This window comes from Nocardioides taihuensis, from assembly GCF_042657275.1.
GTDB lineage: Bacteria > Actinomycetota > Actinomycetes > Propionibacteriales > Nocardioidaceae > Nocardioides > Nocardioides taihuensis.
This window is the reverse complement of the sequence record NZ_JBHSKD010000004.1, coordinates 493,102-513,228: the sequence shown is the minus strand read 5'-3', so window position 1 is coordinate 513,228 and position 20,127 is coordinate 493,102. Positions and strand designations below refer to the sequence as shown.

At 73.2% G+C, this 20,127-nt stretch carries 23 protein-coding genes; 4 read left to right on the top strand and 19 right to left on the bottom strand.

The window, feature by feature from the left end; all coding sequences use genetic code 11:
- Positions 1 to 22 precede the first annotated feature (22 nt).
- Positions 23 to 784, top strand: coding sequence for a hypothetical protein (locus ACFPGP_RS05645; protein ID WP_378588022.1), 762 nt, complete (start codon positions 23 to 25; stop codon positions 782 to 784).
- Here the strand turns inward: ACFPGP_RS05645 and ACFPGP_RS05640 are convergent.
- Positions 765 to 2,120, bottom strand: coding sequence for an ATP-binding protein (locus ACFPGP_RS05640; RefSeq protein WP_378588019.1), 1,356 nt, complete (start codon positions 2,118 to 2,120; stop codon positions 765 to 767). The genes ACFPGP_RS05645 and ACFPGP_RS05640 overlap by 20 nt on opposite strands.
- Positions 2,117 to 2,800: a response regulator transcription factor gene (locus ACFPGP_RS05635; protein ID WP_378588016.1), complete on the bottom strand. Its 684-nt coding sequence runs from the start codon at positions 2,798 to 2,800 to the stop codon at positions 2,117 to 2,119. The genes ACFPGP_RS05640 and ACFPGP_RS05635 overlap by 4 nt, the downstream gene beginning before the upstream one ends.
- A 134-nt stretch (positions 2,801 to 2,934) precedes the next feature.
- Between ACFPGP_RS05635 and ACFPGP_RS05630 the strand changes: the two genes are divergently transcribed.
- Positions 2,935 to 3,249 (top strand): PepSY domain-containing protein, encoded by a 315-nt coding sequence (locus tag ACFPGP_RS05630; protein ID WP_378588013.1) that lies wholly within the window; start codon positions 2,935 to 2,937, stop codon positions 3,247 to 3,249.
- On the opposite strand, the gene ACFPGP_RS05625 is transcribed toward ACFPGP_RS05630, so the two are convergent.
- The 5 genes from ACFPGP_RS05625 to heR form a co-directional block, all read right to left on the bottom strand.
- Positions 3,224 to 4,036: a phosphatase PAP2 family protein gene (locus tag ACFPGP_RS05625; RefSeq protein ID WP_378588010.1), complete on the bottom strand. Its 813-nt coding sequence runs from the start codon at positions 4,034 to 4,036 to the stop codon at positions 3,224 to 3,226. The genes ACFPGP_RS05630 and ACFPGP_RS05625 overlap by 26 nt on opposite strands.
- Before the next feature lie 199 nt (positions 4,037 to 4,235).
- Complete coding sequence (locus tag ACFPGP_RS05620; protein WP_378588008.1) at positions 4,236 to 4,424, bottom strand: hypothetical protein; 189 nt, start codon at positions 4,422 to 4,424, stop codon at positions 4,236 to 4,238.
- Between the two features lie 86 nt (positions 4,425 to 4,510).
- Positions 4,511 to 5,611, bottom strand: a complete 1,101-nt coding sequence (locus tag ACFPGP_RS05615) for a baeRF3 domain-containing protein (protein WP_378588006.1) — start codon at positions 5,609 to 5,611, stop codon at positions 4,511 to 4,513.
- Positions 5,612 to 5,913: 302 nt separating this feature from the next.
- Positions 5,914 to 6,297: a diacylglycerol kinase gene (locus tag ACFPGP_RS05610; protein ID WP_378588003.1), complete on the bottom strand. Its 384-nt coding sequence runs from the start codon at positions 6,295 to 6,297 to the stop codon at positions 5,914 to 5,916.
- A 7-nt stretch (positions 6,298 to 6,304) separates the two neighbouring features.
- Complete coding sequence (gene heR / locus ACFPGP_RS05605; protein ID WP_378588000.1) at positions 6,305 to 7,087, bottom strand: heliorhodopsin HeR; 783 nt, start codon at positions 7,085 to 7,087, stop codon at positions 6,305 to 6,307.
- A 205-nt stretch (positions 7,088 to 7,292) separates the two neighbouring features.
- Between heR and ACFPGP_RS05600 the strand changes: the two genes are divergently transcribed.
- Positions 7,293 to 8,252 carry a TerC family protein gene (locus ACFPGP_RS05600; protein WP_378587997.1) on the top strand — a complete coding sequence of 320 codons (960 nt, stop codon included), beginning with the start codon at positions 7,293 to 7,295 and terminating at the stop codon, positions 8,250 to 8,252.
- Here ACFPGP_RS05600 and ACFPGP_RS05595 read toward each other — a convergent pair.
- The 5 genes from ACFPGP_RS05595 to ACFPGP_RS05575 form a co-directional block, all read right to left on the bottom strand.
- A complete protein-coding gene (locus ACFPGP_RS05595) occupies positions 8,249 to 8,572 on the bottom strand; it encodes a helix-turn-helix transcriptional regulator (RefSeq protein WP_378587994.1) in 324 nt (107 codons plus the stop codon). The genes ACFPGP_RS05600 and ACFPGP_RS05595 overlap by 4 nt on opposite strands.
- A gap of 334 nt (positions 8,573 to 8,906) precedes the next feature.
- A complete protein-coding gene (locus ACFPGP_RS05590) occupies positions 8,907 to 10,535 on the bottom strand; it encodes a hypothetical protein (protein ID WP_378587991.1) in 1,629 nt (542 codons plus the stop codon).
- 178 nt (positions 10,536 to 10,713) lie between these two features.
- Positions 10,714 to 11,883, bottom strand: coding sequence for an acyl-CoA dehydrogenase family protein (locus ACFPGP_RS05585; protein WP_378587989.1), 1,170 nt, complete (start codon positions 11,881 to 11,883; stop codon positions 10,714 to 10,716).
- A 60-nt stretch (positions 11,884 to 11,943) separates the two neighbouring features.
- A complete protein-coding gene (locus ACFPGP_RS05580; RefSeq protein WP_378587986.1) occupies positions 11,944 to 12,777 on the bottom strand; it encodes an META domain-containing protein in 834 nt (277 codons plus the stop codon).
- 98 nt (positions 12,778 to 12,875) lie between these two features.
- Positions 12,876 to 13,748, bottom strand: a complete 873-nt coding sequence (locus tag ACFPGP_RS05575; RefSeq protein WP_378587983.1) for an Ig-like domain repeat protein — start codon at positions 13,746 to 13,748, stop codon at positions 12,876 to 12,878.
- A gap of 203 nt (positions 13,749 to 13,951) precedes the next feature.
- On the opposite strand from ACFPGP_RS05575, the gene arfB reads away from it, so the two are divergent.
- Complete coding sequence (gene arfB, locus ACFPGP_RS05570; RefSeq protein ID WP_378587980.1) at positions 13,952 to 14,410, top strand: alternative ribosome rescue aminoacyl-tRNA hydrolase ArfB; 459 nt, start codon at positions 13,952 to 13,954, stop codon at positions 14,408 to 14,410.
- Here the strand turns inward: arfB and ACFPGP_RS05565 are convergent.
- The 7 genes from ACFPGP_RS05565 to ACFPGP_RS05535 form a co-directional block, all read right to left on the bottom strand.
- Entirely contained in the window at positions 14,400 to 15,608 is a 1,209-nt protein-coding gene (locus ACFPGP_RS05565; protein ID WP_378587977.1) for a heparan-alpha-glucosaminide N-acetyltransferase domain-containing protein, read from the bottom strand. The two genes, arfB and ACFPGP_RS05565, sit on opposite strands and share 11 nt — an antisense overlap.
- Positions 15,609 to 15,619: 11 nt before the next feature.
- Positions 15,620 to 16,144 carry a 5-(carboxyamino)imidazole ribonucleotide mutase gene (gene purE / locus ACFPGP_RS05560; RefSeq protein WP_378587974.1) on the bottom strand — a complete coding sequence of 175 codons (525 nt, stop codon included), beginning with the start codon at positions 16,142 to 16,144 and terminating at the stop codon, positions 15,620 to 15,622.
- 5 nt (positions 16,145 to 16,149) lie between these two features.
- Positions 16,150 to 17,322, bottom strand: coding sequence for a 5-(carboxyamino)imidazole ribonucleotide synthase (locus ACFPGP_RS05555; RefSeq protein ID WP_378587971.1), 1,173 nt, complete (start codon positions 17,320 to 17,322; stop codon positions 16,150 to 16,152).
- Positions 17,323 to 17,332: 10 nt separating this feature from the next.
- Positions 17,333 to 17,656: a winged helix-turn-helix domain-containing protein gene (locus ACFPGP_RS05550; RefSeq protein WP_378587969.1), complete on the bottom strand. Its 324-nt coding sequence runs from the start codon at positions 17,654 to 17,656 to the stop codon at positions 17,333 to 17,335.
- A gap of 117 nt (positions 17,657 to 17,773) precedes the next feature.
- Positions 17,774 to 18,784, bottom strand: coding sequence for an adenylate/guanylate cyclase domain-containing protein (locus ACFPGP_RS05545; protein WP_378587966.1), 1,011 nt, complete (start codon positions 18,782 to 18,784; stop codon positions 17,774 to 17,776).
- Positions 18,774 to 19,283 (bottom strand): PH domain-containing protein, encoded by a 510-nt coding sequence (locus ACFPGP_RS05540; RefSeq protein WP_378587963.1) that lies wholly within the window; start codon positions 19,281 to 19,283, stop codon positions 18,774 to 18,776. The genes ACFPGP_RS05545 and ACFPGP_RS05540 overlap by 11 nt, the downstream gene beginning before the upstream one ends.
- Before the next feature lie 7 nt (positions 19,284 to 19,290).
- Positions 19,291 to 20,079 (bottom strand): biotin--[acetyl-CoA-carboxylase] ligase, encoded by a 789-nt coding sequence (locus ACFPGP_RS05535; RefSeq protein ID WP_378587960.1) that lies wholly within the window; start codon positions 20,077 to 20,079, stop codon positions 19,291 to 19,293.
- Between the last annotated feature and the right edge of the window lie 48 nt (positions 20,080 to 20,127).

Here is a 20,127-nt window from a genome sequence, read left to right as displayed (position 1 = left end):
GTCACCCACCCGAGGAGCCGAGATGAACACCGTCACCCGCACCGCCGTCGCCGCCGTCGCCGCCGTCGCGGTCGCCACCCCCGTGGTCGCCGCGACCGCCGGCGACCAGGCGGCCGGTCGTCACTCCGGGGCCGACCGTCCTGTCGCCGCCCGTCCGTCCGGCCCCGACCCCTCGCTGTTCCGCGACCGCACCCCGAACCCCTGGTTCCCGCTCCGGCCGGGCACCCGCTGGGTGCTGCACGGGACCGAGGAGGGCCACCGCCTCCATGAGCGGACCACCGTCACCCACCGGACCCGCCGCGTCGCCGGAGTGCGGACGCGCGTCGTGCGCGACGTCGTACGCCGGGCCGACGGCAGCATCGCCGAGCTCACCCGCGACTGGTACGCCGCGGACGAGCGCGGACGGGTGTGGTACTTCGGCGAGGCCACCGCGACCTACCGGCGCGACGGCAGCGTCATCGACCGGGAGGGCTCGTGGGAGGCCGGCCGCGGCGGCGGGGTCGCCGGCGTCATCATGCCCGCGCACCCGCGGGTGACCGACGCCTTCCGCCAGGAGTACGACCGCGGCAACGCCGAGGACCAGGCCTGGGTCGTCGAGCGCGGCGTCGACGTCAGCACGCCGGCGGTGTCGACGCAGCACGGGCTGCGGACGCTGGAGTGGACGCGGCTCGAGCCCCGCGTGGTGTCGACCAAGCTCTACGTGCGCGGCGTCGGCATCGTGATGGAGCGCGACCTGTCCGGCGGCCACGAGCGCTACGAGCTGGTCAGGTTCCACCGCCCCTGAGCCTCGGCAGCTCCACGCGGAAGCGGGCACCGGGCCGGTCGGGGTCGTCGGGCAGCAGCTCGACGACCCCGCCGGCGCGCTGCACGAGGGAGCGCACGATCGCCAGGCCCAGCCCGCTGCCCGTCCCGCGCGACCGGGCGGGGTCACCCCGGTGGAACCGCTCGAAGACGACCTCGCGGTCCGCCGTCGCCACGCCCGGCCCGTCGTCGCGGACGTCCAGCCGCACGCGGTCACCGTCCACGCGCACCGCCACCTCCACCCGCGACGCCGCGTGGGTGGTGGCGTTGTCGAGCAGGTTGCGCACGACGCGGCGCAGCTCGTCGGGATCGGCGGCGACCGGGGCCGCCGAGACCTCGGCGGTGTCGACCTCCACCGTCGCCCCGGCCCGGGCCCGGCGGGCCTCCTCCAGCACCAGCACGTCGAGGTCGAGCGGGACCGGCCGGGCGGGCACCCCGTCGTCGGCGGCGGCCAGCACGAGCAGGTCGCCGACGAGTCGCTCGAGCTGGCCGGTCGCGCCGAGCACCTCCGCGCGCAGGCGGTCGGCGTCGATCCGCCCGGGGTCGGCCAGGGCGAGCTCGAGCGCCACCCGCTGCGTGGCCAGCGGGCCCTGCAGGTCGTGGGAGACGTCCGCGACGAGGTCGCGCTGCCGCTGCGCGGCATCCTCGAGCCGGGCGAGCATCGCGTTCATCGTGGCCGCGAGACGGCCCACCTCGTCAGGGACGCCGTCGCCGTCGACCCGCCGGTCGAGCCGCTCCTCGGTGATGTCGTCGACCTCGGCCCGGATCCGGTCGAGCCGGCCCAGCGCCCGTCCGAGCACGAGCCAGGTGGCCAGGCCGAGCACGAGGGTCACCAGGGGGACGCCGACCCACAGCGCACGTCTCAGCGCCGCGGAGGCCTCGTCGACCGCCTCGAGGCTGTTGCCGAGGTAGACCGTGACCCGGCCGCCGGGCGTCGCGGTCGCGGCCGCCCAGAGCCGGTAGGTCTCGGTCTCGTCGTCGTCGGGTCCGCGCACGGTGCGCACGACGTACGACGCACCGGGGTCGAGGTCCGACACCCGGCCCGCGCCCGCGATGTTGGCGGAGGCGGCGACCACCCGTCCCTGCCCGTCGACGACCTGCGCGACGCCGTCGTCGTCGACGTTGCGCAGCGTGGCCGGGAGCTCGCCGCTCCCGGCCTGCACGAGCAGGTCGTGGATCCGCGCCCGGGCCAGCTCGTCGGAGGCTGCGGTGAGGTGTCGCTCGAGCGTCGAGACCAGCAGCGCCGAGGCGACCGCCAGGGTCGCCCCGAACAGCAGGACCGCCGCCAGCGTCGCCCGGGCCCGCAGCGACAGCCTCATCCCGGCACCCGGTCGTCGACGACCCGGTAGCCGACCATGCGCAGCGTCTGCAGGCTGTGGCGCCCAAAGGGCTCGTCGATCTGCCGGCGCAGCTGGCTCACGTACACCTCGACGATGTTCGGGGCACCCTCGTAGGCGAAGTCCCACACGTGCTCGAGGATCGTGGACTTCGGCACCGGCTCCCCCGCGCGCCGCATCAGCAGCTCGAGCAGGGAGAACTGACGCGGGGTGAGCGCCACGGGCACCTGACCGCGGTGCACGGTGTGTGCCGCCGGGTCGAGGCGCAGGTCGCCGACCTCGAGCGCCGCCGGGCGTTCGGTGCGGCCCCGGCGGACCAGCGCCCGCAGCCGGGCGGTGAGCACCATGAACGAGAACGGCTTGGCGAGGAAGTCGTCGGCCCCGGTGTCGAGCGCGCGGGCCTCCTCCTGCGGACCCGAGCGCGCGGTCAGCATCAGGATCGGGGTCCAGTCGCCCGCCTCGCGCAGGCGGGCGCAGAGCGCGTCGCCCGTCAGCACCGGCAGCATCACGTCGACGACCATCGCGTCGTACTCGTTCTCCTGCGCCAGCCACGCGCCCTCGCCGCCGTCGAGGGCGACGTCGACGGCGTACCCCTCCCCCTCGAGGCCGCGCCGCAGCGTGGCCGCGAGCTGCTTGTCGTCCTCCACCAGCAGGATCCGCACGCCGCCAGCGTGGCACCTCCGGGCTGAAGGCGGCCTGAAGACCGGCTGAAGCTGCCGCCGCGACGCCCGGGGCGTTCAGGCTGGGTTCAGCGGGGCACCGGCAGGCTGGAGGTATCCGACGAGAGGAGCCCGGGATGCGCAGGCGCACGATCTTGGTGGCCGGCGGCGTCGCCGCGACGGCCGCCCTGACCGCCGGCGGCGTCGCCGTCGCCACGGACGGCGGGGACGACGGGCCGCTGAGCCACCAGTACACCGAGGGGCAGCGGCAGAAGGCGGTCGACGCGGCGCTGGCGGCCACCGACGGCGGCACCGCGAACAGCGTCGAGACCGACAGCGAGAACGGCGCGACCTACGAGGTCGAGGTGACGAAGCCGGACGGCGACACCGTGGACGTCCGCCTCGACGAGCACTTCGAGGTCGTGGTCATCGAGGGGGACGGCGAGGGGTGAGCAGCCCGACGATGGCGCCGGCGCCGCCCTCGGCCACCGAGACGACCCGCCGCTGCGGGCGCTTCGGCGGCGCCCACGGGCGCAGCACCTGCGCGGCGGCGAGCACCAGGAGGCCGGCGACGATGCCGTCGAGCCACCAGTGGTTGGCGGTCACCACGACCACGGCCACGGTGAGCACCACGTGCAGCACGGCCAGGGCCGCGAGCCAGCGCGGGCCGGTGCGCCACACGACGTAGGCGATCACCAGCGCCCAGCCGACGTGGAGGCTCGGCATCGCCGCGATCTGGTTGGCCATGCCGCCGCTCGCGCCGTCGTACGCCGAGGGGCCGATCGTGGCCATCGTGTCGGTGAAGCCCCACTGCGGGAAGAGCCGCGGGGGTGCGAGCGGGAAGGTGACGTGCCCGACCAGCGCGGCACCGGTAACCAGCACCAGCAGGTTGCGCGCCCAGACGTACTCGACGCGCGGCCGCAGCCAGAAGCCCCACAGCAGGAAGGCGATCGTCAGCGGGAAGTGGACGCTGCAGTAGTAGAGGTTCATCGCGTGCAGGACGGACTCGGAACCGACCAGCTGCTGCACCGTGGCCTCCGAGGGAAGGTGCAGCATGCTCTCCCACTGCCGCACCAGCACGGCGTGGTGCACCGCACCGATCTCCTCGCCGCGCACCAGCGCCCGGACCATCCGGTAGAGCATGAAGACCGCCGCCACCAGCAGCGCCTCGCGGGCAGCTCCGGCCATCACCCCGACCAGCGCGTAACGCCCGCGGAGACTCCCGCGGGTGTCCGTCACCTCCAACGTCATACGTCCTCCCCCCCGATTGTGCCTCGGACCAGCGAACCACCGTCGTCATCGTCCCGCCTCCGGGATGACCCGGAAGCGACCCTGTGGACGGCCCCGAGGCAGCCTGGGTGCAGGCCGCGCACGTCCCTCGCACCACAGACTAGGCCGCACCCCCACGCGAGGGCCTCCCCATTTGGACCGGTCTTGGTCACACACCCCCGCCCGGGAGCAGCTCCTGGGCCTTGGTGCGCAGACCCTGCTCGATCACGCCCCAGCGGCTCGCGTCGCCCTTGACCAGCGCCGCGGCCATGTCGGTCCACTGCTCGAGTGTGGCGTGCGGCGGGATCGGCGGCACGTCGGGGTCGCAGTGGAAGGACGATGCCCTCCTGCCACGCACGCCGCGGGCCTGCCCGTACCCCCTCGTGCCCAGCCGGCCGCGGAGCGTTCCGGGGCCGGCGACCGCTTCCCGGTGTGGTGCGGGCCTCACTCGCTCCTGACCACCAGGGCCACGCGTTCCTCTGCCCGGAGGGTGCCGTCGCTGGCGAAGGCGACCCAGCCACCGCGATCGATGACGAGCTCGATCAGGTCGTCGACCAGGTCGGTGTGCGCACCGGCCGGCACGGCCTCCGGGCCACGGAACCAGTCGAGTCGGTGCACGCCGTCACCCGAGACGACCGCCGGGAACTGGAAGCCCTCCTCGACCAGCAGCATGACCGGCGTCGCGTTGCCGGCCATCTGCGACCACGCGGCGTCGATGCCGCAGTGGACGTCGTCCGGCCGTTCCCGGCGTGCCGACTCCAGCAGGAGGAGGGCTTCCTCCTGCCGGGCGAGCAGGTACTCCTCCAGGGAGGCCTTGGCAGCCAGGTAGAGCTCGCCCGGGGCGGCGACCTCGGGGCCGGTGAGCACGCCGGCGAGCCGGTGGAGGTGCCGGCTGCGCCGCAGGAGCGTGCCGACCTGGTCGGAGTCCCCCGCCACGATGATGGGCGCCGGGTGGCGTCTCCTGGCCCGGGCCAGGCAGCGCTCGACGGTGGTCAGGTGAGTGTCGCGCAGGTCCTCTCCTCCCTGCAGCTGTCCTCGTGCGGGTGCGGCGAGCTGCACCGGGAACCCGTCCTCCGTGTGCGGCGTCAGCGTGTCGGCGTACACACGGTAGAGCTGGGCGCAGGTCGGGTGGAGCACCAGGAGCAGGTGGGGCGGGGTGCGGTGCAGGGTGTGGAGGAGCTCCCGGGTCCGGAAGGTCTCCTCCACCACCACCACGGGCGAGACGGGCTCGGGGAGCCGGTAGCTGCGCTGGACGGTGCGGCTGACCAGGATGGCCAGGCCACGACCGGTGGGCCGCCGGGCGGCGTCGTTGACCAGGGCACGCAGCTGCGCCGTGATGTTCCCGGCGCCGATGGCTCCCCGGGCGGACAGCTGGTGCTCGGCGTCGGCGACCAGCTGGTCCAGGCGGGCGCGGTCGGCGTGGCTCATCCGCTCAGCCGGGGTGGTGTCCATCAGCAGGGTGACGCACGGCCAGGCGGCCGACTGCACCAGGTCTGCGACGTGTCGGGCGTTGAGGTGGTCGAGGTTGTGCAGGGTGGTGCTCATGCGGGGTCTCCGGGTTCGTCTCGGGGTGATCAGGACAGGACGACGCGGGACCCGGAGGAGAGCGGGATCGGGAACGGGAACGGTGGGGGGATGAGCTCACGCCAGGGCTCCGGTCCTGGACCGCGGGGCGGTCCGATCCGGAGGTCTCACCCGGGCGGGCCCGCACCTGTCGGTCCACCCCGGCTCCCCGGGCCCGCATCGGGCGGGCCGTACTGACGACGAGCCGTCGAGGGTTACTCCCCTCCACCTACGAAACTAGTTTCCTGTAATCAGTGACGCGTGTCAAGGGGCGGGAGGGTCCATCACAGCACGCTGACCAGCCGCACGCACTCGAAGGTGATCGTGGCGACCCAGACGATGATGCTGATGCCCACAGCGGCGGCCGCGACGTCCTTGACGATGCCGATCTGCTCGTGGTGCCCGGTCTCGACGTGGTCGCAGAGCGCCTCCAGCGCGCTGTTGAGCAGCTCGGCGGTGAGCACCAGCCCGGTGGCCAGGAGGATGACCACGAAGTCCACCCACTGCTGCAGCGCGGCCGCACCCGCCACCAGGACCACCGAGACCACGAGCTTGTAGGCGACGGCGAAGTCGTGGCGGACCGCGAAGCGGAGCCCCGAGAAGACCACCTTGACCTTGCGGACCGGCCGGTACCGGGTCCCGCCGACCCCTGTGAACTTGTTGCGCACGGCCGGATCAGCTCGCCAGGGTGCCGGCGAAGACCTGCCACGCCAGTGCGGACTTCGCGACGAGGCTGAGCCCGATGTAGGCGCGCTCGCCGAACAGGTAGTCGCGCCACGGTCCGACGGCGCGGTACTGCAGCCACTGGTTGAGGGCGAAGACGTTGAAGAACACGAACAGGGACACGAAGATCGCATAGACGAAGCCCGGCGCCTCGGTCGCCGACGCCGAGCCGAGCGACAGCAGGTAGATGCCGATCGCCAACCAGGGCACCACCCCGGCCAGGCAGCCGAAGACGAAGGGCAGCCAGCCGCCACTGCCCGGCTGCTCGTAGTGCTCCTGGAGCCACCCGAAGAGGATCATGGCCGCGTTGACCCCGAACAGGGCGAGCAGGGCAGCGATGTCGGCGATGCCGACCAGCTGGGCGATGAGGACGATCATCAGCGAGGCCGACATGGAGTACTCGACCCACCGCGCGCGGTTGCGGCCACGCGCCAGGTCATCGGAGTAGCCGCGCCACCACACGGTGCTCACCAGGGCGTGCGCCAGCGCCGAGAGCGCCAGGAACGCGGCGACAGCGGCGCCGGTGGGGATCTCGAACAGGGTCTGGGGCGCCGACGCGGGGGTGCCCGGCGGACCCTCGAGGTAGGACGCGGTCACCGGGAGGGCGAAGCTGGTGGCGAGGAGGAGCACCGCGAGCGCCTGCGCGAGGTGCAGCAGGCCGGCGACGACGTTGTCGCGTCGCAGCACAGCCAGCCGGGGGGCCGCGACGGCCCCGGCACTGTCCGACGTGGTCACAGTGACTCCCCTTCGTTGACATATGAACTTGACTTCGTGAATACTATAGCGCACGAGGGGAGTACCCCACCCACGGCGCCTCCGTCAGTCCGGCTGGACGGCCCAGCCCGGAGCGCCGGCCGTCGACCCGCGGCGCCACGCAGCGGGAGGCGGTGGGGGAGACCTCCGATGAGCCCGTCCCCTGCGGGCAGTTGGAGGAATCGTCATGGACGTCCCGTTCTGGGCCTGGGCCGCCGTCGTCGCGGTCATCCTCGCGATGCTCGCGGTCGACCTGTTCGCGCACCGCACCGCCCACGTGGTCTCCGTCAAGGAGGCAGCGGTGTGGTCGGCGGTCTGGGTCTCCCTCGGACTGGGCTTCGGCGGCATCGTCTGGTGGGCCTACGGCGCCGAGGCGGGCGGCGAGTACTACGCCGGCTACCTGATCGAGAAGAGTCTCGCGGTCGACAACGTCTTCGTCTTCGCGCTGATCTTCACCTACTTCGCGGTGCCCCGTGAGTACCAGCACCGGGTGCTGTTCTACGGCGTCCTCGGCGCCCTGGTCTTCCGGGCCGTCTTCATCGCCGCCGGGTCGGTCCTGATCAGCAGCTTCGCGTGGATCCTGTACCTCTTCGGCGCGTTCCTCGTCGTCACCGGGTGGAAGATGTTCACCCACCGCAACGACGAGATGGACCTCTCCCGCAACCGGGTCCTGGCCTGGGTCAGGAAGCGGGTCCCCTCGACCGACGAGTACCACGGCCAGAAGTTCTGGGTGAAGGAGGCCGGCGCGTGGGTCGCCACCCCGCTGTTCTTCGTCCTGGTCATGGTCGAGACCACCGACATCATCTTCGCCGTCGACTCCATCCCCGCGATCTTCGCCGTCACCCAGGACCCGTTCCTGGTCTTCACCAGCAACGCCTTCGCCATCCTGGGGCTGCGCGCGATGTACTTCCTGCTCGCCGACCTCATCGACCGCTTCGTCTACCTCAAGGCCGGCCTGGCAGCGATCCTGGTGTTCGTCGGCGTCAAGATGCTGCTCCTCGACGTCTACAAGGTCCCGATCTGGCTCTCCCTCACCGTGATCGCCCTGTGCCTCGTCGTCTCGGTCGGCCTGAGCCTGTACCGCACCAGGGACCCGGAAGAGCCCGACCGGCGCCTGCAGGAGTCGCCGCCCAGCCCGGGGACCTAGGCCTGGTCGGGCCCCGGCCGGGGCTCCGAGGTCGCTCCGATGCGGGCGGACACCAGGTCAAGGAATTCTCCGACCCTGACGTCCGCCTCCAGGTCGTGGCGGAAGTGGGCGTTCCGCACCACGCCGTACTGGTTGCGCCGGCCGACCTTCTCCTTGAGCAGGTAACCCTGCTCGACCAGGTCGCGCACGATCAGCTGCACGGCGCGCTCGGTGATCCCCACCGCCGCGGCCACGTCACGCGTCCGGGCGTTCGGGTCCTTGTGCAGGCACACCAGGACGTGACCGTGGTTCGACAGGAACGTCCAGTTTCCTCGAGCCATGCGAAGCAGGCTACGTGAGTCACAGTTCGCCTCGCGACCACGGCCCCTCGTCCGGCGGGTGCGACGGGTGCTCGCCTTGCTCCCGCCGCGCGGGCGGGTCGCGTGGGGCCGCGCGCTCGGCGCCACGCATGCCGAAGTTCGGGGATGACTCGACGCCAGGGATGCCGTCACGCTGGGACGACAGGGCAACGGGACCCCGCGCAGGTGGTCCCCGGACACGCCCGCCGACGGCGCCGCGGCGGCGTGTCCGAGCCCCACGAGGTCGCCCGCCGTCTCCACCCCACATCGAGACGGCGGGCGACTGCGCCACCATCGGCGAGCAGCGGCGAGCCGGTCACGAGGGCCGGACGTGGTAGACGTGCCAGTCGTCCACGGTGCGAACCTGTCGGTACTCGCGCTCCAGGACCGGCTGCGCGAGCGAGGCGTCGATGCCCCACGATGCGAGGCTGTCGCCGTCGACGACGATCCAGGTCGGCCGGCGCGGACCCTCGAGGAGGGCGTTGAGGTCGCTCAAGTGTGGGTCGCGGACCCGGACCGGGAGGCTCCACAGCTGCGGGTACGGGCTGGGCAGGTGCGCGGCCTCGAGGAGCGCGGGGTCGCCGAAGCCGACCACCCCGGTGTCCCCGGCTCGCGCGTGGGTGGCCAGGTAGTGCTCGACGGTCGTGCTGGCCGATGGTGCGCCGGCCGCCGCGAACGCTGTGGTGGTCACCGCGACCGTCGACACGACCGCGGCGTACGCCACGACGGCCCCGAGCGCTCTGCGCCGTCCCCGCAGCGCCACGGTCACGGCGGCCAGGACCAGCCCGGGCACCGTGCCGATGAGGTAGTGCAGCCAGTAGCTGCCGCCGCCGACGACCCCGATGCCCTCCCAGACCAGGACCGCCGCCGTCGCAGCCAGCAGCGCGCCCGGCCGTCCGGCGCTCCGACCTCTCCGGCCCGGCACGAACGCGGCCACGACGACGCCGAGTGCGCCCGTGGTCACGAATGCGCCGGCGACCCCCAGGCCGCGGGCCCGGGCCGTACCCGGCGCGCCGTGCGCGATCACCGCAGCCGCTTGGAAACGGAACGTGACGACCGCGTCCCAGATGCCGGCCGGTGGGGTGCCGTGCCAGGCCGCCCAGCCGAGCAACGCCGCGGCACCGGCCACGACTCCTGCCCCGAACGCCGCCGCCGCGCCGATCGCCGCTCGCGGGCTGCGCCGTGACGTCGCGACGAGGAGGACCCCGACCACGACGAACACCTCGAGCATGTTCTGCTTCACCCCACCGGCAGCGACCGCCAACACCCCCGCGGTGGCCCACCACGCCGCCGACCCCGCCCCCGACCGCCCCGCAGAGCGCACCGACGCGTACGCCCGGAACGCCGCCGTGAGTCCCGCGAGCACGAACGGGACCGCGAGGATCTCGCCGTCGACCTCCCCCGCACCGAACATCGGCGACACCAGGAACGTCGCGGCGGTGGCGGCCGCGCCGACCACGACGAACCGTGACAGACGCGCAGACACGTGACCAGCCCCACGGTCGAGGCGGACGACCGCCCGCGCCAGCGCGGCGGCCAGCAACACCGACGTGCCGACGCAAGCAGCGCCGACCAACCGCAACGCGACCGCCCCGCCGACCCCGCTGCCCTGGTCGGCCAGGCCGCCGAGGTGGTGTGCGAGCGAGAAGAGCGTGATCAGCAGCGGCGGCCGGTCCACCCAGTAGTTGCCGTACAGCGACGCCCCGGGACCCCACTGGGCGGCCACCATCAAGAACCCACCCTCGTCCGGGCTCAGCGGCCGGACGACGAACGGCAGTCGGGCGAGGACGCTGAGCGTGGCCAGGGCCAGCACCAGGCCCACCGTCGCCGCGGAGGCTCGCCGCGCGCCGCCCGCCCCCGGCTTGCTGGGCCCTCCGGGCACCAGCCCACCGGGCCCGGCTGCGTCTGCGACCGGCCGGCTGTCGAGGTCAACGGCGCCCGCCACGGCCCGAACGTAGGCCCGACGCCATGAACGGAAGGTGAAGGCTGCGCCGACCCTCCACGGCGCCCGGGCGGGAATCGGACGAGCAGGTGCCAGCGATGCGTGCGTGAGACCGCGAGCAGTTGCGACCCCCGGCCGGTCGGTGCCGTCCGACACACGGGTGCCACACCATCCCTGCTGGTCAGGGCTTCGACTGGACCCCCGCAAGGAGCTGGCGGGCCATCACGATCCGCTGGACCTGGTTGGTGCCCTCGTAGATCTGGGTGATCTTGGCGTCGCGCATCATCCGCTCGACCGGGTAGTCGCGGGTGTAGCCGTAGCCGCCGAGGACCTGCACGGCGTCGGTGGTGACCTCCATCGCCACGTCGGAGGCGAAGCACTTCGCCGCGGCGCCGAAGAACGTCAGGTCGGCGTCCCCGCGCTCGGAGCGCCCGGCCGCGGCGTAGGTGAGCTGGCGGGCGGCCTCGACCTTCATCCCCATGTCGGCCAGCAGGAACTGCAGTCCCTGGAAGTCCGCGATCGGCTTGCCGAACTGCTGGCGCTCCTGGGCGTAGGCGAGCGCGTAGTCGACCGCGCCCTGCGCGATCCCGACCGCCTGCGCGGCGATCGTGACCCGGGTGTGGTCGAGGGTCCGCATCGCGGTCTCGAACCCGGTGCCCTCGTCCCCGATCATCCGGTCGGCGGGGATCCGCACCTTGTCGAGGTAGACCTCGCGGGTCGGGGAGCCCTTGATGCCCAGCTTCTTCTCCGGCGCTCCGAACGAGATGCCCTCGTCGCCCTGCTCCACCACGAACGCCGAGATCCCCTTGGCCCGGGCGCCGGGGTCGGTCACCGCCATCACGGTGTAGAACTCCGACTCCCCGGCGTTGGTGATCCAGCGCTTCACGCCGTCGAGCACCCAGTGGTCGCCGTCCCGGACCGCGCGGGTCTTCATCGACACCGCGTCCGAGCCGGCCTCCGGCTCGGAGAGGCAGTAGGAGAACCCGCCCTCGCCCCGGGCCAGCGCACCGAGGTACTTCTTCTTCAGCTCCTCGCTGCCGGCCAGCAGCAGCGGCATCGAGCCCAGCTTGTTCACCGCCGGGATCAGGCTCGAGGAGGCGCACGCACGGGCGACCTCCTCGATCACGATCACCGTCGCCAGCGCGTCGGCGCCGGCGCCGCCGTACTCCTCCGGCACGTGCGGTGCGTGGAAGTCCACCGACTGCAGCGCCTCCGCGGCCTCACGCGGGTAGCGGGCCTCCTCGTCGACCGCCGCGGCGTACGGCGCGACCTTGGCGTCGCACAGGTCCCGCACCGCCTCCCGCACCGCCTGGTGCTCCTCCGACAGGGCGAAGAGGGGGAAGTCGCTCATGGCCCCGATCGTACTTTCGGGTAACCGCCCAGCAGCGACGTGGTCGGCGTGAGGTCGGCCTCACCGGCGGTAGACCAGCTCGTGCTTCCCGTCTGCGGTGGTCAGCCGCAGCTCGTCGCCGGAGATCGCCCACGAGACGGGCTGGTCGTCCATCAGCACCTGCTGGACGTCCGACTCCACCTCGCCGCGCACGTCCTGGCAGGCCATCATCGTGCTCATCATGTGCGCGAAGCGGATCTGGTCGCCGCTGAGCCGGTAGGTGCCGCCGCCGCTGTTGCAGCCGTACTGCACCTGCACCTCGCCGCCGTCGGTGAGCACGAGGGTCGACGTCACGCTGTCGGGCACGACCATCATCCCGGTCGAGTCCCCGTCGACCTCCCCGATCTGCGTGAGGGCCCAGGTCGGGCCCACGAGGTCCTCGGCGTCGCCGGGCTCCGCCGACGGGTCCTGCACCTCGTCGGCCGGCACGAACCAGATCGCGTCGGCGCCCGACCCGACCCGGAGGTCGGTGCCGTCGAGCCTCAGCTCCGGGCCCGAGGAGAAGAACCGGACGAGCCATTCGTCCTGGGCGGCACGCTCCTCGTCGCAGCCGATCTCGGTGCCGCCGAGCTGGGAGGTGCGCAGCACACCGTCGTCCCAGGTCGCGGTGCCGGAGAAGTGGTTGCACGAGGCGGTGAAGGCGATCGTGCCGTCCCGCAGCGTGAGCCGGACGGGGCCGGAGCCCTCGGGGAACGGCGGGTCGGGCAGGTCGTCGGCGACGTAGTCGCCGCCGATGCCTCCGGAGGACCCGCCCGAGCCGGGGTCGGAGCCGGAGTCGCTGCCGCACGCCGTGGCGGTCAGGGCGGTGCCCACCGCGAGCGCGGCGAGCAGGGCGGAGGTCCGGGAGATGCTCATACCGGTGGGACGGGACGCCTCACCGTCGGGTTCCCCCGGACAGCGCGACGCCCGGCCCGCGGGGAGCGGGCCGGGCGTCGTGGGTGTGGCGTGACGGACTACTTCACGACCTTGAGCGTGACCTTGTCCGTGCTGGAGACGGCGTACCCGTCACCGACGTACTTGACGGTGAGCGTGTACTTGCCGGTCTTCTTGAACTTGTCGGTCTTGATGCTGACCTTGCCCTTGTTGTTCAGCGTGCCCTGACCGATCACGTTGCCCTTCTTGAGGACCTTGACCTTGCCGGCGGCGGTGCCGTAGTCGCGGGTCACCTTGGCGTTGACGACCGCGGGCTTGCCCTTCTGGATCTTGCCCTTCTCGAGCGACGCGGTGGTCTCCGAGCCCTGCTTCACCATCTCCACGGTGGTGAACAGCGCCGGGGTCTCCGTGACGCACGTGATCGGCGGGAGGTCGCCTCCAGCGTTCGAGGGGACCAGCGAGAAGTTCTTCGGGAACTTGACGTCGTAGGTGCCCGCCGCCGGGGTGGTGAAGGCGCCGTTGCTGCCCACGGCGTTGATGGTGGCCTCGCCCGGGGCGGGATCGTCGAAGACGATCCCGTCGACTTCGGCCAGCGCGAGGTCGGGAATCGGGATGGTGGTCTTGCCCATCTTCATGGACAGGTCGGGCGACGACATGCCCGTGACCTGGAAGTCGATGAGGGCCTGGGTCAGGCCCGCCGGAGTGACCGTCGACATCGTGACCGGGAGCAGGCCGGCCGGGGCCTGGAAGCCCGCCGGGGCCGGGCTCGGGATCGGGATGCCGGTGTCCATGGTGATCGGCAGGACGAAGTCGTTGCCGAGGATCGTGCAGGTGTAGTCCGCGGTGACCGGGGCGGCCGACGCGGAGGTCGTCGAGGTGGAGACGAGAGCGGCGGCGGCGAGTGCGGTGGCAACGCCACCCACAGCCCACCGGCGCGCGGTGTTGTGCAGCATGCTGGGTTTCCCTCCCTGGTGTGATGAACGCCGCGAGGTTACCTCACGGTAGGTCCGACCCGAGAACGCTTGGCGCGGTCCTCGGACCGTAACCGGAAAGCCCTCGAAATCGCGTCCCCCAGCGCGGATGACCCGGGCCCGCCGGCGGGGGCGGGCCCGGGATCCCGCCCACCTCGGACTCCTCGGTGGAGCAGACTGTCCACGTGCCTTCCTCCCACCCCGGCGGCGACCTGCCCGTGCCGCCCGGCCCCGGTGTCCCGGGCGGCCTCGTGCTGCCGGCGGCCGAGCTCGTCGAGCGGTTCTCGCGCTCGTCCGGGCCGGGCGGGCAGTCGGTGAACACCACCGACAGCCGGGTGGAGCTGGAGTGGGACGTCGCGTCGTCGGCGGCGCTGGACGAGCCGCAGCGCGCGCGGCTGCTGCGGCGCCTCCGCACCCGCCTCGTGGCCGGCCGGCTCGTCGTCGACGCCTCCGAGCACCGATCGCAGCACCGCAACCGGGTGGCCGCGCGAGAGCGGCTGGCCGCCGTCGTCCGCGAGGGGCTCGCCCCTCCCCCGCCGCCACGCCGACCGACCAGGCCGTCCCGCGGCTCGAAGGAGCGACGGCTCGAGGCCAAGCGTCAGCGCGGTGAGACCAAGGCCCTGCGCCGACGGGTCACGGACTAGCGACGCGCTCCGGCTCGTGCTCGGGCCGACCGCGGACGACGGCGGCGGTGCGGTCGGACGACGCCGCGACCACCCATTCCAGCGGGCCGCGCCGGCGGCCCGCGACGTAGAGCGCGCCGAGACCGAGCAGCGCCACGAGGTGGAACCCCAGCGCGCCGGGCTCCTCCTCGGGCAGCAGCAGCGGCGAGCGCATCACCACGTGGAGGGTGTAGAGCGAGAGCGTCATGGTGCCCGCCCCGAAGGCGATCGCCACCGCCCGCCGGTTGCTCGTGCGCAGGCCGTGCGTCGCCAGGAGGCACACACCGATCACGAGGAGCGAGGTCCCGATGGTGTGCGCGAGGTCGAACGGCGTGCCGCTGTGCGGCACCACCACGAGCAGCCACTCCCACGGCCCGCCGGTGGGCGTGGTGCCGGGCAGCCCGGTCGCGATCGTGTCGCGCAGACCGGTGGGCGTGAGGGCCAGCACCGGCGGCCCGGCGACCAGCGCGGCGACCACCTCGTCGCGGGAGGTCAGCGCCACCGACACGGCGTACGACGCGACGGCGAGCGCGCCGCCGGCCACGGCGAGCCGGGCGGCGACCGTCCGGCTGCCGAGGTCGAGCCGGCCGACGGCCAACCCGGTGAGCAGGTAGGCCAGCCAGGTGGCCACCGGGTAGTAGCCGGTGAGGGCGAGCTCGCTCGCGAGCTGCGCGGGGTGGGCGAGGTCGGAGAAGACCGGGCTGTCGAAGCCGCGCTGCGGCAGGTCGGGGCGCACCCAGTGCGACACCACCGGTGCCACCACCAGCCACACACCGGCGAGGGTGAAGAGGGCGGGCGCCCGCAGCCCGACGAACGGAAGGCCGAGCAGGAAGAGCAGGCCGTAGTAGGTGAGGATCACCGCCAGCCCGGACCCCAGGCCGCCGAGGTAGAGGCCCACCGCCGCCACCAGCAGCGCGCGGACGGCGGTGCCGGCCGAGCGGGCCAGGCGCTCGCGGCCGTGCACCGGCTCGCGGCGGCCCGTCATCAGCGCCAGCGATACCCCGGCGAGCACCGCGAAGAGTGCCGCCGACCGCCCGGCCGCGACCGCGTGGGCCACGGACACACCGCCGTCGCGGGCGCGCTCGTCGAGGACGTGGGTGACCACCATCCCGACCAGCGCCAGGCAGCGGGCGACGTCGAGCCCCACGAGCCGGTCGGGGGCGAGGTCGCGGGCGGCCACGGGCGGCGGCCTCAGAAGCCGAGCTTGCGGCCCGCCGCGGCGCTGCGCACGACGGCACCCTTCTCCTGCGCGGCGACCCGCAGCTGCTGCTGGAACTCGACCATCTGCTGGCGCAGGGCCGGGTCGCCCGCGGCGAGGATCCGGACGGCGAGCAGGCCTGCGTTGCGGGCGCCGCCGACCGCGACGGTGGCGACCGGCACGCCGGCCGGCATCTGCACGATCGAGAGCAGCGAGTCGAGCCCGTCGAGCGTCTTGAGCGGCACGGGCACGCCGATCACGGGCAGCGGCGTCACCGACGCGAGCATCCCGGGCAGGTGGGCGGCCCCGCCGGCGCCGGCGATCACGACCTGGAGCCCGCGGCCCGCGGCGTCGCGGCCGTAGGCCAGCATCTCCTCGGGCATCCGGTGCGCGGAGACGACGTCCGCCTCGTGGGCCACACCGAACTCCTCGAGGGCGCGGGCCGCCTCCTGCATCACGGGCCAGTCGGAGTCTGACCCCATCACGATCCCGACCCGCGGGCTGCGGGGCTCACTCATGGCGGTCACTCACTGTGGTCTCCCAGGTCTCCGCGGAACCAGGCGGCCGCGTGGCGCGCCCGCTCGAGGCAGTCGTCGAGGTCATCACCGTAGGCGTTCACGTGCCCGACCTTGCGTCCCGGCCGCAGGTCCTTGCCGTAGAGGTGCACCCGCAGGTGCGGGTCGCGGGCCAGCGCGTGGGGGTACCCGTCGTACAGCCGGCCGGTCTCGGCGGGGCCACCGAGGATGTTCACCATCACCGTCCACCGCGACCGCGGCGCCGGCGAGCCCAGCGGCAGGTCGAGCACGGCGCGCAGGTGGTTCTCGAACTGCGAGGTGACCGCACCGTCCTGGGTCCAGTGGCCGGTGTTGTGCGGCCGCATCGCCAGCTCGTTGACCAGCACCCGCCCGTCGGTGGTCTCGAACAGCTCGACCGCCAGCACACCGGTGACGTCGAGAGCGCCCGCGACCGTGAGCGCGATCTCCTGGGCCCGGCCGGCGAGGTCGGGGTCGAGGTCGGGCGCGGGCGCGACCACCTCCACGCAGATGCCGTCGACCTGGGTCGAGGCGACGACGGGGTACGCCGCGGCCTGGCCGCTCGGGGAGCGCGCCACCAGCGCCGAGAGCTCGCGGCGAAAGTCCACGACCTCCTCGGCGAGCAGCCGGACGCCGGTCTCCGCGGCCACCCGGAGCGGCTCGGCGCACTCCTCGGGGCCGGACACGAACCAGACGCCCTTGCCGTCGTACCCGCCGCGGGTGGTCTTGAGGACGCACGGGAATCCGAACGACGCGACGTCCTCGACCGACGTCACGAGCGCGTGGCGCGGCGACGGCAGCCCCAGCTCGTCGAGGCGGGCGCGCATCACCGCCTTGTCCTGGGCGTGCACGAGCGCACCCGGCCCGGGGCGCACGGCGATGCCGTCGTCCTCGAGCGCGTGCAGGTGATCGGTCGGCACGTGCTCGTGGTCGAAGGTGACGACCGAGCAGCCGGCGGTGACCGTGCGGAGCGTGTCGAGGTCGCGGTAGTCGCCGACGACGTGGTCGGGGATCACCTGCGCGGCGGAGACCCCCTCGGCCTCGGCGAGCAGGCGCAGCGGGAGGCCGAGCGCGATCGCGGGCTGGGCCATCATCCGGGCCAGCTGGCCGCCGCCGATCACGGCCAGCGTGGGCGCGTGGTGCGGGTCTGCTGCGGGTGCCACGCGCAGAAGGCTAGCCAGCAGCCTCGACGACCTCGCTGCCGGTCTCGAACCGGAGGCCCTTGCCGCGGATCGTGGTGATCAGCGTCGGGCGGCGGCTGTCGTCGCCGAGCTTGCGGCGCACCCAGCCGAGGTGGACGTCGATCGTCTTCGACGACGTCCAGAACGTCGTGTTCCAGACGTTCCGCATCAGCTCCTCGCGGGTGACGATCTGCCCCGCACGGGTGATCAGCGCGTGCACGAGGTCGAACTCCTTGCGGGACAGCACGACCTCCCGGTCACCGCGCCACGCCTGGCGGGTTACCGGGTCCAGCGTGACGTCCTGCACGGTGACCACGTACCCACGGTAGGAAGCCGCGGGGGTCGCCGTGACCGGAATGCGGAAACTGGGGTCTGGACCACCCAACCGGGTGTGGCCCGTCCGGGCTACGCGACCGACGGTCGGGCGCGCGCCCTAGTGACGTCGTACGGCGACCGGCTCGACCAGCCCGAAGCCGCGCACGGGCCGCGCCGGGAGCCGGCGCGACTCGAACTGGTCGGAGGGCAGCAGCTCCGCCGTGGCGGCGTCCACGATGATCCGGTTGCGACGCGCGACGCCGGTCAGGCGGGCGGCCATGTTGACCGGCGGGCCGAACACGTCGCCGAGCCGCATCACGACCGAGCCGCTCGCCAGGCCGACGCGCACGTCGGGCATCCGGGCGTCGCGGCCCACGACCGAGATGATCCCCTCGGCCGTGTCGTAGGCGCGGATCGGGTCGTCGTTCACGAAGAGCACGGAGTCGCCGATGCTCTTGATCACCCGGCCGCGGTGGGCGGCCACGACGTCGGCGCACCGCGACTCGAAGACCTCGACGAGGTCGCCGATCCGCACGTGGTCGATCCGGTTGGAGAGGGCGGTGAAGCTGACGATGTCGGCGAAGCCCACGGTGACCTCGCTGGTGTGGAGGTCCTCCTCGTTGGCGCCCATGGCCTCCAGCCGGCCGACGGCCGCCGCGAGGTGGCGGCGCCAGGCGTAGATGAGCAGCTCCTCGAAGGGCGGGTTGACGCTGTCGACGAGCCGCCGGGCCGAGCCGATCCGGCTGCCGGTGGCCTCGTCGCCCCTCTCGAGCTCCTCGACCCGGTGGACCAGGGTGGCCACCTCCCAGTCGGCGAGCCGGGCCATGGTCTGCCCGACCGCGCGGGTCATGGTCACCGAGAGGTCGATGTCGATCAGGCCGCTGTCGACGATCTCGCGCAGGCGGGCGACGGCCTCGGCGTCCGCCTGGGTGAAGGCGACCTCGAGCCCGTGCTCGGGGAAGCCGAGCGCCCGCCAGAGCCGGCGCAGCTCCTCGATGGTCACCCCGGTCGCCTCGGCGACCTCGAACGCGTTCAGCTCACGGTCGGAGCCGAGGATCGCTCGCTCGAGCTCCTCGCCCGCCGGGTCGCGCTCGGGTTCTGGCTGCCGGTCGGCCGCCTCAGGTGCCATCGTCGTTGCGGTGGTTGGACAGGCGGTGGAGCTCCTCGGCCACCTTGAGCTGCACCCCCTCGACGTCCGGGATGTCGTGCAGCGGCACGATGCCGGTCTCGCTCGCGTCGGAGACGACCAGCGTGCCGCAGCCGAAGATCCGGTCGATCACGCCGATCTCGAAGTCGACGCCGCTGATCCGGTTGAGCGGGATCGTGCGCCCCTCCTTGGACAGCAGGCCGGAGCGCTTGATGAACCGACGGTTGGTGAAGGTGAACGTCGTGGTGGCCCAGTTGATCACCGGGCGTACCACCCACCACACCACCACCAGCGCGACCAGCACCCACACCACGAGGTGCATCAGGTCGGCGGCGCTGCCCTCGCCGAGCCGTTGCACGTACGCGCCCACCGCGAGGAGCACGACGAGCACCAGCAGCGGGGAGAGCAGCGCCTTGGGGTGGGAGCGCGTGTGCACGACGACGTGCTCGCCGGAGTTCAACAGCTTCTCGGGAAAGGCCACGGGTCGATCATGGCACCGATCGGGTGTGGACGACGTCGCCTGCCGCAACTGGGACACCGTCCACGACCAGACGTCCGTGGTCGTCGACCCGCTCCGCCGTGCCGTCGAGCACCCGCCCTCCGGGCAGGTCGACCCGGACCTGCTGGCCGACGGTCGCGCAGCGCTGCTGGTACGCCGCCCGCAGCCTCGCCACGCCGTCGGCGCCCGCCCAGTCGTCGAGCCACCGCGCCAGCGCGTCGAGCAGGTCGAGGAGCAGGTCGGTGCGGTCGACGTCGTACCCCTCGACGGCCAGCGACGTCGCGGTCGGGACCGGCAGGTCCGTGGCGGCGGTTGCGACGTTGAGCCCGATGCCGAGCACGGCGGCCGGGCCGGTGGGGGTCTCCACGAGCTCGGTCAGGATGCCGCCGAGCTTGCGGCCTCCGACCAGCACGTCGTTGGGCCACTTGAGCCCGACGTCCGCGGCGGCGGCCGGCGAGGCCAGCGCCTCGTCGCACGCCACTCCCGCCAGGAGCGGCAGCCACGGCCAGCGGCCCAGCGGCACGTCCGGGCGCAGGAGCACCGAGAAGGTGAGCGCGACCCGGGCCGGCGTCTCCCACGTGCGGTCGAGGCGGCCGCGCCCCGCGGTCTGGTGCTCGGCCACCACGACCAGGCCGGGCCGCTCCCCGGCGCGGGCGCGGTCCCCGACGAGGCGGTTGGTGGAGCCGGCACGGTCGACCACCTCGACCCGCCAGCGCGGGGCGGTGGCGACGAGCCGGGAGCGGTCGAGCGGTGGGCGCGGGGTCGGCACGGCAGTCACGGGCACTAGATTGGCTGACGACCACCGAGGAGGCCAGAAGACGTGAGC